We start from the raw sequence: 16,237 nt of genomic DNA, 5'->3' as shown, positions 1-16,237 counted from the left end.
TTCATCTAAGTTTCCATGTAATCCTTGGAGCAACAACTCCCGGCCATTTCTCTACAAAATCAGACCCTCCTGAATTTTCTGCAAAAACCTCTATGACAGTTATATGAGTTGGTGGAACAATTACTTTAATACCAGGAATTCCAGCATTTATTACAATATTATACTTTTTCTCATTCAATAAATTGGAAGGAATAGTCAAAAACAATATTTGTTCTCCTACCTCAATACCCCTTTTAGTGAGTAGGTGAGAACTGGTCACAAACACATCTTCTGCATCAGTGGTTCTAATCGATAAATTAAATCGGGCACCCTGAAGTTTTACAAATGTCCTAAACATAATTTCGATATTTATTTCTTCGGATTGAGAAAAGGAAGTTCGAAGTCTATCCATTTTATCTTTAATAAGAACTTCAGTTAATTGAAGATTCTCATCTCCAATGTATTCCGAATGAAATTCTTTTTTCCCGCTACTAAATTTATCAATACCCCTATTCAGATAGAAATCTACACAATCTACAATTTCACCCCTTCGAACAATACCTCCATTTTCTAATACTACTGCCCGACTACACAAATTTTTAATACTTTTCATACTATGACTTACAAATAGTACAGTTCTTCCTTCCCCTTTAGAAAGATCCTGCATCTTACCAATTGCTTTTTTTTGAAACTCTGCATCCCCTACGGCCAGCACCTCATCTACCACGAGAACCTCGGGTTCCAGGTGAGCTGCCACCGCAAAACCCAATCGCACCGTCATTCCACTACTGTACCGTTTTACCGGAGTATCAATGTATTTTTCACAGCCTGAGAAGGCAATGATCTCATCAAGTTTTGTCCTTATCTCGGTTTTTGTCATTCCCAGGACTGCGCCATTCATAAAGATGTTCTCCCGTCCCGTAAGCTCCCCATGGAAACCGGTCCCTACTTCTAACAAAGAGGCTATTCTGCCCCTGGTTTTAATGCTACCGGTAGTGGGCGCAGTTACCCGGGACAACAATTTTAAAAGGGTAGATTTTCCTGCCCCGTTCTTACCAATGATCCCTAAAACCTCTCCTTGTTTCACCTCAAAATTAATATCTCTCAACGCCCAAACATAGTCTTCTGTGGCACCTGTACTGCGATCATTCACAGCACCCACCTTCAAGAAAGGATCCTCCTTTCCTCTTACCCTGTACCACCAGCGCTTGAAATCGTCGTTAAGGGTACTGCTGCCCACCAACCCCAGCCGGTATTGTTTAGAGATATTTTCTGCTTTTAAAATCGTACTCATCTGTTTATTCTTTCGCGATATTCTGCTCAGGCTCTAAAAAAATGTCTTCGACATTTCTTTCATACCTATATTTTATCATCTCCAGGTAGCAGTGATTTTGCCAATTTGTATTATCATTAGTTACATCATAATATTTGAGCAAGCGCGTTCCCTTTATTCTTTCCACCCACATTATACCATCTGCTTCCTTTAGCAGAGTGAACCTCTGTTCTACCTGTTTTTCATATGTTGCTAAATCCTCACCTTTCAAATCAAGGATAAGATAATTATAATTTTGAGTAAAAAGGACTGCAACTAGAAATCCCGCGACAAGCCCGGGTAAAATGACCGCCGGCACTTTGAACTTCATTTCATGTCGGGACAAATAGTTTGAAAAATTCACGATATTCAAAAACAGTAAGATGATAAAAATAAGATGAACCACGTTACCTATTCGACCACTGTTGACGGCTATATGCCCTGTGGCGTAAAGAGGGACAAAGAAAACCAACAGGAATGAAAGGTAAGAACCTAAAAACAAAAGTATAGGATTTAAGATAAAAACATTTTCTGTTCTTTTTTCTGCAGCCTTATAAAGAAAGAATAACATGCCCACGTAGAGGAGAACATAAGGAAATTCAAAAAGACTTTTAACAATAAATATTCCCGAAGATAAAAGAGAGCCTTTTAGGGAAAGAAGAATATCTCCCCCTTCAGGGTATTGATTTTGTCTCGCTCCTGTAGCCGGAGTGAAAACTACTATCAGAGCACTTATCCAGGAAACCAGATTCAGCATCAGGACCTTATAATTTATCTCATTACAAACCAGCATTTTATACAACAGAATAACTCCCAAAAGAAAATTTGTGACGAGAATAAACATTTCATTATTGCCATTAAGGAGGATTATAAGAAGGCCTGTAATTACATAATTCGAATTCAGTCCCTTAAAGTAACCTAGAAGCCTTGGGAGCAATAGTAAGAACAGAACAAAACTATATTGATATACGGTCACAGCGGCATACCAGTAAAAAAACTCATAGATATCCGGTATCTGGGAATTGACAAGAATTGCAAATAAAAGCGTAATGAAAATCTCTGTTGTTGTTGAAATATGAAAATGAAATAACCTTAAGATTTGCCTGATAAAATAGAATAATGCGCCCAAAAAAGCCCCCATAGAAAGAAAAAGGGTCCACCTGTAAACCTCTTTCTCATAAACAGGCAAATAACTTAGAAAGCCATTCGTATACCGGCCGCTATGGGTCAACCAATGCGCAATATTCTGGAAATAATATTCCATTCCTGTTACTGCCCTACAGTAATCATCCCCCGACATAAAGGTAAACTGCGTCAAATAAAGAAAAGGGGCAATGAAAACCAAAAACAACAGTATCGATGCAAAAATTATTACACTTTTTTTATACATTATGATACTTGAAAACCTTTATATTTCTGGCCAATTTTTAAAAGCTGGAATGGCACCCGGAGTACATCTCTAAATCTGATTTTGGTCTTTCCCTTTTCAATCCATACAGTTAATGGTACCTCGTAAACCATTTTTGTTACTTTTTCGCGGTCATGAGCCATTTGAAGCCTTGCAATCAATTCAATATCAAATAGCCATTTGCTGATAAACGGATCATTAAAAATCTCCCTTGCCAAGCCCACAGTCAATAATTTCGCCCCACACTGTGTATCATAAACAGGAATTTTCACAACCGTATTATTGACTACTGTAGCCATAACTCTTCCTAAGTAATGCCTTATCTGATTTCTTTCAATAGTAGCGCCAGCTCTTTTTATTCGTGAACCAAAAAGGATTTGATATTCATTTTCTTCACCCAATTGATTAAGAAATAAATTTAATTGACTTAATGGCGTAGCAAGATCAGCATCAAAATAGCCAACATGAGTGTATTGTGAATAACTGAGAATCCTCTGGACACCCTTTCTCACTGCTTCTGCTTTACCAGCGTTTCTCTCAAGCCTGATCACGTCCAGATTTTCCATTTCTTCACAAAGTGCCTTCAGAATCTTAAAAGTATTGTCTGTACTCCCGTCGTCGACAAAAAGAAAATCCACCTCAGGGAGTAGGGCTATTTCTGCTAGAAATAATTCGGGAGAGAATCTCTCCTCTTCGTTATAGCATGGAAGCACAATGGCTATTTTATTGGCATTAGAATTAGCTTCCAAATTTTCTCATAATTATTTAAACGGTATCTATGAAATTCTTTTCGGTCCTGTTAAAAACAATAAGGCCCAACAGAAAAAGGATAATAGAGAAAAGAAGAGTATAAAAAAATCCTCCCCATGTAAAATATCCAAAATCCAGGATCATAAATCTAAAACCTTCTATAATTTGGGTCAGCGGATTATAGCGTATTAACCAGGCTAGTTCCGGCAATTGTTGTGTAGCTTCATTTAAAGGATATGGCACAGCAGAAATATACATTAATAGGGAAGTACCAAAACCCACAAGTACTGTCAGGTCTCTATACTTTGTTGTCATGGCAGAAATTGTCATTCCTGCACCCAGGCCGAGCAAAGCCATCATAAGCAAGTATATTGGAAATAATAACAGGTGACTGTTAGGGCTTATTTCATATCCCTGGAAGATGTAATACAAATAAAATATAAGAAGGATCAGTAACTGGATTCCGAATTTGAACAGGTTAGAGATCACAGTTTTTAGTGGCATTATAGCCCTGGGGAAATATACTTTCCCAAAGATACCTGCATTGGCGGTAAAGGTATTTGATGTACCCGCAAGACATTGAGAAAAATAATTCCATGCAGTAATACCCGTCAAATTAAAGAGAAAGGAAGGGATGGTTCCTGTAGAAATACTGGCGATATTATTGAAAACAAGTGTAAAAATTACAGAGGTAAACAGTGGCTGAATAAAATACCATAACGGGCCCAGAATAGTTTGCTTATACACCGTTATGATATCCCTCTTCACAAAAAGGAAGAGCAGATCTTTATAGCGCCATATCTCCCTGAAATTCAAATCGATCAGCTTCCGCCTCGGGGTAATTTCGTAAAGCCAGGTTTCGTTGTTGTCTTTCAAATTAAATTGAAGTATAATTCTGTGGGTGAAAATACAAAAGAAGTTCATTAAACCGAAAGAGGATAGACTTCGAATTGAAACTTCCTCAAAAAAACTATATTTGAAGCAGGCAACCTCTCAACCTGGATGGAGAAGACAATAGAAAATATGAAGATCCTCGGACTCATCCCCGCCCGTGGCGGCAGTAAAGGTATACCCGGAAAGAACATCAAATTTCTCGGCAGGAAACCCTTAATTCAATATACTTTTGAAGCTGCAGAAAAGTCAAAGGTGTTGTTCAGGGTGTTCCTGAGTTCAGATGATTCAGAAATAATTGGAGTGGCTGAAAAAATAGGTCTGGAAGTGCCATTTTTGAGGCCTCTGGATTTGGCACAAGATGACACCTCAAGTCTTGCCGTCATTCAACACGCCCTGGAACATTTCTCTCAAAAAGGGGAAGAATTTGATGCGGTTTGTCTGCTGCAGCCTACCACTCCTTTCAGGAGAAAAGGATTGATCGACGAAGCTATAGAGAAATTTAACAGCGGCAATTTCGATTCTCTGATCTCGGTACGGGAGGTTCCGGCCGAGTTCAATCCACATTGGGTGTTCGAGGAAAAAGAAGGACAATTAAAGATCGCTACCGGGGAACCGGAGATCATCACAAGAAGGCAGGAGCTGCCAAAAGCCTATCACCGGGATGGAGCGATTTACCTTACCAAAACCGAAGTGCTCCTGGAGCAGAATTCGCTTTACGGAAAGAAAATTGGATTTATAGATACCACAGGAGATCCTTATGTAAATATTGATATGCAGGAGGATTGGGAGAAAGCCGAGCTTTTAGTGGAGAGTGGAAAGTGGAGAGAGGGAAGTTAGTTCGTTTACAGTTTACTGTTTACCGTTTGAGGAAAAGTCTCTAGTCGGGAGTCGGTAGTTTTTAGTTTGTTGTTTGTTGTTTTTGAATTTTCTGCTCCCGTTTTTGGACTCCCTTTAGGGTGAGGGGTAAAACCAAAAACGGTTGTGTATATTTCTTGTGGTTATCCCGAATACAACACTAAATTGGAATTTGGTGTTGTATTCGGTGCTTTTTTGAAGTGGAGAGTGGAAAGTGGGGAGAGGGAAGTTAGTTCGTTTACAGTTTACTGTTTACCGTTTGAGGAAAAGTCTCTAGTCGGGAGTCGGTAGTTTTTAGTTTGTTGTTTTTGAATTTTCTGCTCCCGTTTTTGGACTCCCTTTTGGGGGGAGGGGTAAAACCAAGAACGGTCTTTACGTAACATCATGTTTGTTATCTAATACTTTTAACCTTCCAAACTCCTAGCGTCTTCGACCTTCTCCTTCTCTACCTTTTTAGTGGAAAGAGGGAAGGGGAGAGAGGGAAGTTAGTTCGTTTACAGTTTACTGTTTACCGTTTGAGGAAAAGTCTCTAGTCGGGAGTCGGTAGTTTTTAGTTTGTTGTTTTTGAATTCTCTGCTCCCGTTTTTGGGCTCCCTTTAGGGTGAGGGGTAAAACCAAAAACGGTTGTGTATATTTCTTGTGGTCCCAAATACAACACTAAAATGGAATTTTGTGCTTGGAATTTGGTGCTTTTTTGAAGTGGAGAGTGGGAAGTGGAGAGAGGAAAGATAGTTTGTCTTTTTGGGTTTGTTGTTTTTAACGTTTCTGATCCCTTTTTGGACTCCCTTTAGGGTGAGGGATAAAACCAAAAACGGTTATTATAACTCCTGTGGTCTTCGCCCTTCTCCTTCTCTGCCCTCCCGGGCTTATAAGGAGGCTCAGACTGACAGGCAATCCGTTTTAATTATCAGATTTTCCGTTTACTGTTTTCCGTTTACCGTTTTTTGTTATTTATTGTTTTGGGAAAAACTGGAATTTGGTGCTTGTGTATTGGTGCTTTTAATAGCTTTGAAAACATTATACAATATTCATTATACACACTATACAATAAAAAATGTGCGGAATAGCAGGAATTATTAGCCCGAATTCTTCTGAACCAGAACTTCAAAAGATGCTTGAAGCACAGAAACATCGTGGACCCGATCACACCGGAAGCTACTTTGATCCAGGCTATGCAGCGCTCGGTCATAACCGCCTTTCCATAATAGATCTTTCTCCCCAAGCCAATGAACCTTTTGTAGATAATTCCGGAAGGTACTATCTCAGCTTTAACGGGGAGATCTATAATTATAAAGAACTGAAGGAGGAGCTTAAACCTTTTTACAGTTTCATAACTTCATCAGATACTGAAGTGCTACTGGCGGCGTATATCCACTGGGGCAAAGAATGCCTGCACAGGTTCAATGGGATGTTTGCCTTTGCCATATGGGACACACAGGAAAAGCAACTGTTTGCAGCCCGGGATCGGTTTGGGGTAAAACCCTTTTATTATTCTGAAGCTAATAACGGCTTCTATTTCAGTAGCGAAATAAAGGCCCTCAAAAAAGTCATTTTTGACACCCCTCCCAACCTGAAGGTTTGGGCCAATTATTTTAGTTTCGGTTCCTACGGATTGCCTCATGAAACGTTTTATGAGAAGATTTACCAGTTACCCGCTGGACATTTCCTGGAGTATTCCAAAGAAGATCTAAAGATCAGCAAATGGTATGACTTTGAAGCTGCCGTTAAAAAAGTTCCTCAAAATATGCCTTTTGAAGAGGTAAAAGCCCGGTATCTCGAACTGCTAAAGGACAGCATCAAATTACGTTTTCGCGCCGATGTGCCTGTTGCCTTTAACATCAGTGGCGGAGTAGACAGTTCGCTCCTGCTGGCCCTGGTGAATTTGTTTGAAGATAAGAAGCAGATCAATGCCTACACTTTTTACACAGGAGACGAGCGTTACGACGAGCTGCCATGGGTGGAACAGATGATCGCCACCACCCGAAACCCATTGCAAAAAATACTTTTTTCAGCTTCAGAAGTGGAGGAAACCGCGCGACATATCAGCAGCTTACAGGATGAACCCTTCGGTGGCATTCCGACCCTCGCCTACTCCGCCATTTTTAAACAGGCTCAAGCTGACGGAGTGAAGGTGCTACTGGACGGGCAGGGCATGGATGAACAGTGGGCAGGTTATGATTATTATCAGAATTCTGACAGCACGATCCAGGGAACAGGAGGAAGATCTCCTTTCCGCCCGAATGTTCTGCTGAAGGAATTCAAGAACCTTTCTGAAAAACCGAAATACCCCAGACCCTTCAATAATGATTTGCAAAATTTGCAGTACCGCGATCTATTTTACACAAAAATTCCGCGGGCCCTACGATTCAACGACCGCATCTCGATGGCTTACAGCACCGAATTACGGGAGCCATTCCTCGACTACCGCCTGGTAGAATTTGCTTTCGCTCAGCCGGAGGCATTCAAGATCAGTAACGGACAGGGGAAATACCTGCTCCGGGAATTACTCTCTGAAATGGCGCCAAAAGAATTGTCCTACGCTCCCAAACGCCCTCTCCAAACTCCGCAGCGGGAGTGGTTAGGTAATGAACTGAAGTTATTTGTAGAAGAGCAACTTCAGCAACTAAAATATTCCCCTGCCGCCGATTGGTTTGATCATAAGAAAATAGAAAAGGAATGGAAACAGTATTTAGCGGGAGATAATAGCAGTAGTTTTCATGTGTGGCAGTGGGTAAACATATCACTTCTTTTTCAGAAGTGAAATGTTTACAGTTTGTTGTTTGTGGTTTATGGTTAAAGAAAGATTAGCCTTTTTTAAATTTTATTCCTCTTATGTCTGACTTCCGGAGGTAAGCCATAAATGCACCAATCCGATTATTTGCCTGTGTACAATCAGCAGCCAGAATATCAAATTGTTCCTGGGAAATTAATTTCTTATCGTGAGCTCTGTAAAGTTGTGATTTAAGTTCAGTAGAAGATCCTTTTGAATAGCTGAGAAAATTAATAAATTCCTGATTCCCTCCTCTTCCAAAACCTTCAGCTATGTTGTCCATTATAGAACCAGAACTGCTTTCCATCTGATTCCTAAGAGAATAATTTTTACCTAAAGCCGTTTCCTGAAATAGTATCTCTACCTTTTGGCAAATTAAACGGGCAAGCTTCCAAACCTCCAAATCTTCAAACCTCTCCACTTTTCCCATTGTTACCCAGACTTACCATAAACAACAAACCAAAAACAACAAACATATTTTCTTGCGAACTTAATCCAGAAGTAGTTCCAAAGTTCCGTCTCCGAACTTTATTCGAAATTACGCATTACCTCCCTCCACTTCTTCTTCACTCTCTTTTTAAACGTGGATTGTTCCTGCCCATATCCCTTTCCGTACTGGCCATAACCGTAACCATAGCCATAACCATAACCGTAGCCGTAACCATAACCGTACTTGGCGCGGTGGATAAAGTGGTTGAGTACGAAGGAAATGTTCTTCACCTCACCTTTATTGTACTTTTCATTGATGACCTCCAGCATCCCGCGTTTTGTATAATCCTGGCGGATGAGATAAAGGGTGGCATCGGCAAATTTTATAAGATTGAGCGCATCTGCAACTACACCTACCGGCGGGGTATCCATGATAATATAGTCATAACGCTCCTTCAATTCGTTCATCAGGGTTTCCATCTGCTCATTCATAAGCAGCTCGGAAGGGTTTGGCGGAATGGGTCCCGCAGTGATAACATCGAGGTGCGGCACCATGCTTGGCTGAATAATGTTTTCGAGCGACTCCTGCCCTATTAAATAATTAACCACTCCAACGTCATTATTGATCTTGAAGTCGTCAAATATCTTTGGCTTACGCAAGTCAGCACCCAGTAATACAGTCTTCTTTTCACTGAGGGCAAAGACTGTGGCCAGGTTCATAGCGCAAAAGGTCTTTCCTTCCCCTGAAACTGAAGAGGTAATAAGTACCGTCTTAGAGCCGGTGACGCCTTGTTTTTTGTACATAAACTGGAGACTGGATCTTAAACCCCGGAAACCTTCGGCAATAGCCGATTTTGGCTTCTGGAACACCGCAAGATTTGTATCCATCCGGCTTTTCCCGATCATCCCAAGAATAGGGATAGGAGAAAGTCTGGTGACTTCCTGCGCGTTGTGCACGTTGGTATTCAGGAAAACGAGAAGGAAAACGAAGGTTAATGGAATCATTCCCCCTACCATTAAAGCCATTACATAATTCAACTGCGTGTTGGGACCTATTTGCCCGCCGCCGGTGTCTTTGGCAGTATCGATCACCATCACATCACTCACGTTGGCCGCTTTTATAAGTCCGGCTTCACTGCGCTTTTCCAGAAACAAGTTGTATGTTCTTTCACTAATGGAATATTTACGCTGGATCTTAAGCAGATCCTGTTCTTCCTGCGGTAGCTTCCTGATTTCCCCTTCGGCCATTGCAATGTCCCGGTTGATATCCCGAAGCTCAGTTCTTAGAAGACTCTGGGAGGAAGCCATATTCTCCAGCAAGACATCCTTTACTGCATTGATCTGCCGATCAATATCATTGAACACGGGAGAATTCTCCTGTAGGGAATATTCATATTTTCTCCTTTCTTCAGCCAAAGCAAGAATTCTTCCTACTCCACTCACAATACTTCCTTCAGCGATCCCGGCTACCGAAGGTGCAGGCACATCTGAATAATCACTTCGCGTCTGAAGGTAATCCTGCAGTGTTTCATAATATGCCAGCTGCCGTGCAATGTTCTCCTTCCGGACATCGAGTGCTGTAAGTTTAGAATTCAGCTGACTGCTTTCCGCGGAAATATCCAGGATGGAATTGGTATTTCTGAAGTTATTTAACTCATCTTCCACCACCTTTAGCTCCATGGCCTTTACGTTGAGGGAACTGTCTATAAACCTGATAGTCTTAGTAGCAAATAAGTTCTTGCGCTCCAGCATATTCTCGCTGAGCACCCTCACGGTGCCGTTGAGATAATCAACTATTTCGGCTTTGTTGTCCCCAGTAAGGGAAAGATTTAAAACTGAGGCTCCCTGGGACTGCGGACTTACTGAAACTCCTTTCCAGCGGCCCACAGTTCCGTCGAAATGCTTAAACTGCACGTAGAAAGGCTTGCCGATAACCGGAGGAATTTTTGTTGGCACCAGCTTTCCGCTGAAAAAAGGCAAATTGATAGGTTCCTCTAATTGGTATTCTCTTTCGAATTCTCCGTTTTCCACCACTACTGAGGAATATTCTTTTGTGCGGTAATTGAATACAGAAGTTGTACCGCCTGAAAAATTTGTCGAGAGAGTAAAAGTTTCGGGGTCTTTAAACCTGATAGTAAATGTCTTCCCCTGCGCCTGAAAAGCTGCCGTGTCTGCAACAACCGTAAAAGGGGTAAATCCATAAGCATTCACCCGTTGATACTCTCCATCCTGTTGATAGCCTATATAATACTGAAGCCGCTCCACTACCTCCTCATTATGCGAACGGGAGTTAAGAATGGTCATCGCAGTATTCACCTTATCTGAAGTTCCTCCCCAGTTAAAGGTGAGACTGGTATTACTGGTAAAAAAGGGATTTTGATCGTCTTTTATTGAGATAGAGTTCCCCAACCTGTAGACCGGGAGTTTCCTGACATTGTTATAATATGCAACCCCCACGCTTATAGCTATGGAGACCAGGATAAGCTGCCAGTAACTAAAGACTTTTAGAACGAATCCTTTAAAGTCAAAGGTCGATCCTACGTCGCTTATGTGATCATCTTCATGTGCCATACATCACCTGGTAATTAATAATATCGTTGACGTCAAGAACGCTAAAATCGTAGTTACAGTACGAAAAGCTTCCAATCCCGTAGTTCCCAATCCCAATGCTTTCTGCGGAAGTGGATTTACTATGATCAGATCATTAGGCTGAATGTAATAGTAAGGCGACCGTATCGCATCAATTGTGGTGAGGTCAATATGATGCCGCTTCTCCCCTCCCGGGTACTGTCTAACGATCACCACATCTGTCCTGTCTCCAAATTCACTAATATCTCCTGCATTGGCAATAGCTTCCATGATCGTCACCTGCTCCTTATAGATCACCTGACTCCCTGAACCTATTTCTCCAATCGTAGTATATCTTATCCCCGCCAGTTTCACAGTTACAAAAATATTAGCCTGCTCCTTAAAATAGTCTTCTAAAAGGGCTTTTTCAATCTTCTCCCTAACTTCCTCCACTGTATACCCAAGAACATTCACTTCTCCTAAGGTGGGAACGCGAATATTCCCATGTGCATCCACTAGAAAGCCATCGTAATAAAGCCTCTCCTCACCTGTAGCATTGGGATTTTCATCGCCTATAGGATTGAACATCCCAACTGCATCCTGGTCTATTGCTTTTACTCTGATGCTCAGCAGGTCATTCACCTGAATTCTGTACGGCTTTTGTATTCTTTCCACTGAAATTACACTATCTGTAGCCGTACCGTCTTCCTGTAGATACATCAACCTTTTGGTGGGGACACAGGAAGAAACAAAAATCAAAATATTAACAACAACAATTAATTGCCTGATACTCATTTGGGACTAATAGGTACAGACAAATATAACCTTTGAATGTTAATAATAAAATAATTGAAGTACTAGTTTGTTAAATGAAGTTAAATCCAAGGACGACTTTAGAAGTGGGAAGTACGAAATCAGATTTAAAAATTCGATAATGACCGGTTGTTGAAAAAGAATTTTGCAGGTTACCGGTTGCAGATTGCAGGTTGCAGGTTGCAGGTTGCAGGAAAATAAGATTGCGAGTTACGAGTTGCGGGTTATAATTTTGTCATTCCGACGAAGCCTGCCTGCCGGCAGGCAGGCAAGGAGGAATCTCATCCTGTTATTTTATTCTACTCAGCTGGGAGAATGTTGCCGGTTGCCGGTTACGACATCCCACCCCGTCCTACGGCCATCCCGAAACAATTTCGGGACAGGCTCCCTCCGGTGGAGGGGACTATTGAAAGAAAAACTGCCTATGAGATAAACCTGCTTGAAAAATGTTTTGACTCTTGATTCTTGTTTCTTGGCTCTCAAAGAAACTGCCAACTAAAGCCTGCGCACTGCCCACTGAATTAGTAACAGGCTCTACGTCTCCTTTCATTCAGTCCGGGACCACCAATTTTAAAGATAAGACTGACTATGACCTGATTAAGACGGGCATCATTGAACCAACCCCTGTTAGCTCCGCCTTGGTTACCCCCATATTCGCTATTTACAAAATCAATTTCCTGTCTTTCCGCGTCAGACAAGGAATGCTCATATCGCACATCCAATCCGAAACGCCCAATTTCTACTTTAGCTCCAACCTGTGCATTTATAGGCGTATTCTGGACTACGATAACATCTCGGAGTTCTTCATCAGGAATTTGGGCATCGAGAATATTGGAGTAAACAGGACCTGCATAAACATCCAGCGGACCCCAAATGTTATATCCCACCATTAAAGGAATGGTGAAGGTCTGAACATTAAATTCTGTGTTCGCCTCCCTTTTTGGAATCGCGAATTCCTGGGTAAGTGAACTATAGACTACTTCCGGTCGAATAAAGAACTTACCAAAATTTACCTGCCCGAAAATTCCTCCGTGAAAACCTATGGCTCCCTCACCTTCTGCAATTCCATCCCAATAGTTTAGGGTAGAGTTATTTCCCTGGATCTCTCCCCCCATGGAATAATTTATTCCGCCTTTGAGGCCATATTCGAAAGTAGTTTGGGAAAAACCGGTAGCAGTAGCAGCAAAAATGAATAGCAGGCCTAACAGATATTTTTTCATAAGATTTGGTTGTGCTTCAATTGGTATACAAATAAAAAGGAAATTTCTAAATACCTCCAATTAATTTGCTTTTATCTAACGGGGAAGATAGAAAATTATTTTGTTAAGCGAGAACTTAGGAGACTTAGTAGGCAGTGGGCAGTAGTTAGTAGGCAGTTTTCCGTAGTGATTAGTGGTCAGTGGTCAGAAATTCGTTTTTTCTGGAGTAAGCTATTGGCTTGTTGCTGTTGGACTGTAGTGTTGCAGGTTCCGAAGGGTTTCGGATTGCCTGTCTAGTTCAAGGTCTAAAGTTCAAGGTCATTTTCGTTGCGGGTTTCGGGTTGCGCTCCTACAAATCCCCACCCCGTCGTCCTGCGGCCATCCCCAAATAAATTCGGGACAGGCTCCCTCCGAGGGAGGGGACTCTTAAAATGAAAATCCTGGTTCCGAATAAATTTATTTAAAAAAATGTATTGGTTCCTGGTTCTCAAATGCTGCCACTCCTAACTGCGAACTGCTTATTGAAAGGAGTTATTTTATCAGACAAAATCTTGACTCTTGGTTCTTGGTTCTTGGTTCACTTTACAAAAATTTCTCCTCATAAACTCTCCTTATCCCTTCCTCCAAATTAATAGAGTGCTTCCAATCTAAACTATGAACAAGAGATACATCCAACAGTTTTCGTGGCGTACCATCGGGTTTGGAGGTATCCAAGGCGATATTGCCTGCATAGCCGGTGATGGATTTGATCATTTTCGCGAGTTCCTTTATTGAAATGTCTTCTCCTGTACCTATGTTGACACTGACATTCCCTCTATAGGTTTGCATGAGGTGCAGGCAAGCTTCAGCCAGATCATCAACATGTAAAAATTCCCTTTTTGGAGCTCCTGTACCCCATACTTCTACTGAGGGTTTATTTTCCTCTTTTGCTTCATGAAATTTTCGCAGCAATGCCGGCAGGACATGAGCTGTTTCAGGATCATAATTATCGTTGGGTCCGTAAAGATTGGTAGGCATTACCGATATAAAGTCACAGCCGTACTGCAGATTATAATTCTCGCACATTTTGAGTCCGGCGATCTTGGCTATGGCATAAGGTTCATTCGTAGTTTCCAACTTACCGCTGAGCAGGTATTCCTCTTTAATGGGCTGCGGGGACATCTTTGGATAAATACAGGAAGAAGCCAGAAAAAGCAACTTCTTGACACCATGGACATAGCTCTGATGGATCACATTGTTCTGGATCATGAGGTTTTCGTACAGGAACTGCCCTCTATAAGTATTATTCGCCATGATACCCCCTACTTTTGCAGCAGCCAGAAAAACATAATCGGGTCTTTCCTCTTCAAAAAAAGTTTTTACGGCCTGCTGTTTGGTAAGATCCAGCTGAGAAGAGGTGCGAAAAATAAGATTTTTGAAGCCCTCTTCCTGAAGCTTCCTCACCAATGCCGAACCCACCATTCCCGTATGCCCGGCTACATATATTTTTGAATTCTTTTCCACTTCAATAGTACTGCTTATTTAAGTTTCAGCTCATTAAGAAAAAACCATTGGCTGTTAGCCTTTAGCCGTTGGCTCAGAGGATCCACAGGTTTCAAACTGCAAACTTTTCTGAACACTGAAGACTGAGTACTCGTGATTTTAAAGTCTTGGCTCTAGTCTCTTGGCTCTGGAGTCTTTCTCACTCTCCCCTGTAGTCCAGCGTCCTATGCCCGCCTTCTCTCAGGTATTTTTCCCTGCGGAAAAGCTCTACATCGGCTGCCATCATTTCCTCTACCAGGTCTTGCAGACTGTGTTTTGGCTCCCACCCCAGTCTGTCTTTACATTTGGAAGCATCACCAATTAACAGATCCACCTCTGTTGGCCGATGATACTTTGGATCCACCTGAAGCACTGTCGTACCGGCAGGCACCTGAAAATCAGCATTAGCACATTTCACCACTTTTGCTTTCTCCTGCTCCCCTTCACCTGTGAATTGAAGTTCTATTCCGACACAATTGAAAGCCATTTGCACCAGCTCTCTTACTGAAGTAGTTTTTCCGGTGGCGATCACGTAGTCATCCGGCTTATCCTGCTGCAGCATCAACCACATGGCTTCCACATAATCTTTTGCGTGTCCCCAATCCCTTTGCGCATCCAGGTTTCCCAGGAAAAATTTCTCCTGCATCCCCATTGCTATTCGCGCCACGGCCCTGGTAATTTTTCGGGTTACAAAGGTCTCTCCCCGCAAAGGAGATTCGTGGTTGAACAGAATTCCGTTACAGGCGAACATATCATACGCTTCCCGATAATTTACTGTGATCCAGTAAGCGTAAAGTTTCGCCACTCCATAAGGACTACGCGGATAGAATGGAGTTTTCTCTGTCTGCGGTACTTGCTGGACCAAACCGTACAATTCTGAAGTTGAAGCCTGATAAATTTTTGTTTTTTCTGTCAATCCAAGCAACCTTACAGCTTCGAGAATTCGTAGAGTTCCGAGTCCGTCAACATTGGCCGTATACTCAGGTGTGTCAAAACTCACCTTCACATGGGACATGGCCCCGAGGTTGTAGATCTCATCGGGCTGTACCTCCTGAATGATCCGCGTGAGATTCATTGAATCAGTCAGATCCCCGTAATGCAGCTTAAACCGGATATCCTCCTCATGAGGATCCTGATACAGATGATCCACCCTTTCTGTATTAAAAAGACTGGACCTTCTCTTGATCCCGTGAACCACATATCCCTTTTCCAGGAGAAGTTCTGCTAAATAAGCCCCATCCTGCCCGGTGATGCCGGTGATTAAGGCTATTTTTTGTGAAGTTTTTGTTTCGATACTATTACAAAAGTTAATTAGCTAAAAACAAATATAAGGTTAAAAATGTTGCATGTTATAGGTTGCAGGTTTCGGACGAGTTGCGGGTTCCGGGGTTGCGAGTTGATCTTCTACAAATCCCCACCCCACCTGTGGCCATCTGAAAACTTCCCAATCTCTCTTAAAGACTAAAGTGAATATTTCAAAAGATCGTTTAGTTTGTTCGGGTCCTGCCGTTTGTCCCAAAATAGGTGAACTAATATTTTCTCTTGATCAAAACTGTAGAAAAAAGAAATATGAGAGGTGATATAACCGATTTTGTACTTTTCTTCATCATTCCACCATCTAAAGATTTCCGGATTAGTAGAAATTATGTTAAGTACTTTTTCAACTTTCAGAATAAAATCCTGCACAACTTTCCGGGGCCAATTTTCATTTAAATGTTGAAGATTATTATAATAGCTTT

12 protein-coding genes are annotated in these 16,237 nt (G+C 41.7%); 2 read left to right on the top strand and 10 right to left on the bottom strand.

Translation table 11 applies throughout. From position 1 onward, the window contains the following. Nucleotide 1 precedes the first annotated feature (1 nt). The 4 genes from ACXYMT_RS06650 to ACXYMT_RS06635 all read right to left on the bottom strand — a co-directional run bounded on the left by ACXYMT_RS06650 (nucleotide 2) and on the right by ACXYMT_RS06635 (nucleotide 4,325). Nucleotides 2–1,273 (bottom strand): ABC transporter ATP-binding protein, encoded by a 1,272-nt coding sequence (locus ACXYMT_RS06650; RefSeq protein ID WP_459058300.1) that lies wholly within the window; start codon nucleotides 1,271–1,273, stop codon nucleotides 2–4. A gap of 4 nt (nucleotides 1,274–1,277) precedes the next feature. Then, nucleotides 1,278–2,555 (bottom strand): hypothetical protein, encoded by a 1,278-nt coding sequence (locus tag ACXYMT_RS06645; protein ID WP_459058299.1) that lies wholly within the window; start codon nucleotides 2,553–2,555, stop codon nucleotides 1,278–1,280. Nucleotides 2,556–2,680: 125 nt separating this feature from the next. Next, entirely contained in the window at nucleotides 2,681–3,448 is a 768-nt protein-coding gene (locus ACXYMT_RS06640; protein WP_459058298.1) for a glycosyltransferase, read from the bottom strand. Nucleotides 3,449–3,464: 16 nt separating this feature from the next. Next, complete coding sequence (locus ACXYMT_RS06635) at nucleotides 3,465–4,325, bottom strand: ABC transporter permease (protein WP_459058297.1); 861 nt, start codon at nucleotides 4,323–4,325, stop codon at nucleotides 3,465–3,467. Nucleotides 4,326–4,451: 126 nt separating this feature from the next. Between ACXYMT_RS06635 and ACXYMT_RS06630 the strand changes: the two genes are divergently transcribed. Next, nucleotides 4,452–5,180, top strand: a complete 729-nt coding sequence (locus ACXYMT_RS06630) for an acylneuraminate cytidylyltransferase family protein (protein ID WP_459058296.1) — start codon at nucleotides 4,452–4,454, stop codon at nucleotides 5,178–5,180. Between the two features lie 1,072 nt (nucleotides 5,181–6,252). Beyond that, on the top strand, nucleotides 6,253–7,959 hold the full coding sequence (gene asnB / locus ACXYMT_RS06625; RefSeq protein WP_459058295.1) for an asparagine synthase (glutamine-hydrolyzing): 1,707 nt from the start codon (nucleotides 6,253–6,255) through the stop codon (nucleotides 7,957–7,959). Between the two features lie 43 nt (nucleotides 7,960–8,002). On the opposite strand, the gene ACXYMT_RS06620 is transcribed toward asnB, so the two are convergent. From ACXYMT_RS06620 to gmd, 6 genes are all read right to left on the bottom strand, one after another. After that, the gene (locus ACXYMT_RS06620; RefSeq protein ID WP_459058294.1) at nucleotides 8,003–8,398 is read right to left on the bottom strand and encodes a four helix bundle protein; all 396 of its coding nucleotides are present in this window, start codon (nucleotides 8,396–8,398) and stop codon (nucleotides 8,003–8,005) included. 98 nt (nucleotides 8,399–8,496) lie between these two features. Next, nucleotides 8,497–10,968: an exopolysaccharide transport family protein gene (locus ACXYMT_RS06615; protein ID WP_459058293.1), complete on the bottom strand. Its 2,472-nt coding sequence runs from the start codon at nucleotides 10,966–10,968 to the stop codon at nucleotides 8,497–8,499. A gap of 3 nt (nucleotides 10,969–10,971) precedes the next feature. Then, nucleotides 10,972–11,760, bottom strand: a complete 789-nt coding sequence (locus ACXYMT_RS06610; RefSeq protein ID WP_459058292.1) for a polysaccharide biosynthesis/export family protein — start codon at nucleotides 11,758–11,760, stop codon at nucleotides 10,972–10,974. A gap of 539 nt (nucleotides 11,761–12,299) precedes the next feature. Then, a complete protein-coding gene (locus ACXYMT_RS06605) occupies nucleotides 12,300–12,998 on the bottom strand; it encodes an outer membrane beta-barrel protein (RefSeq protein ID WP_459058291.1) in 699 nt (232 codons plus the stop codon). Between the two features lie 561 nt (nucleotides 12,999–13,559). After that, nucleotides 13,560–14,480, bottom strand: a complete 921-nt coding sequence (locus ACXYMT_RS06600) for a GDP-L-fucose synthase family protein (RefSeq protein ID WP_459058290.1) — start codon at nucleotides 14,478–14,480, stop codon at nucleotides 13,560–13,562. A gap of 178 nt (nucleotides 14,481–14,658) precedes the next feature. Continuing rightward, a complete protein-coding gene (gene gmd, locus ACXYMT_RS06595; protein ID WP_459059154.1) occupies nucleotides 14,659–15,792 on the bottom strand; it encodes a GDP-mannose 4,6-dehydratase in 1,134 nt (377 codons plus the stop codon). Nucleotides 15,793–16,237 lie beyond the last annotated feature (445 nt).

The organism is Salinimicrobium sp. CAU 1759, assembly GCF_054482715.1.
The sequence above is the reverse complement of the archived record's forward strand: the minus strand, read 5'-3'. Positions and strand labels throughout refer to the sequence as shown.

Bases quoted from the DNA above. Each gene is read 5' to 3' on its own strand.
- ACXYMT_RS06620 (WP_459058294.1), bottom strand. From the start codon at position 8,398: ATGGGAAAAGTGGAGAGGTTTGAAGATTTGGAGGTTTGGAAGCTTGCC.
- asnB (WP_459058295.1), top strand. From the start codon at position 6,253: ATGTGCGGAATAGCAGGAATTATTAGCCCGAATTCTTCTGAACCAGAA.
- ACXYMT_RS06610 (WP_459058292.1), bottom strand. From the start codon at position 11,760: ATGAGTATCAGGCAATTAATTGTTGTTGTTAATATTTTGATTTTTGTT.
- ACXYMT_RS06650 (WP_459058300.1), bottom strand. From the start codon at position 1,273: ATGAGTACGATTTTAAAAGCAGAAAATATCTCTAAACAATACCGGCTG.
- ACXYMT_RS06605 (WP_459058291.1), bottom strand. From the start codon at position 12,998: ATGAAAAAATATCTGTTAGGCCTGCTATTCATTTTTGCTGCTACTGCT.
- ACXYMT_RS06615 (WP_459058293.1), bottom strand. From the start codon at position 10,968: ATGGCACATGAAGATGATCACATAAGCGACGTAGGATCGACCTTTGAC.
- ACXYMT_RS06645 (WP_459058299.1), bottom strand. From the start codon at position 2,555: ATGGAATATTATTTCCAGAATATTGCGCATTGGTTGACCCATAGCGGC.
- ACXYMT_RS06630 (WP_459058296.1), top strand. From the start codon at position 4,452: ATGGAGAAGACAATAGAAAATATGAAGATCCTCGGACTCATCCCCGCC.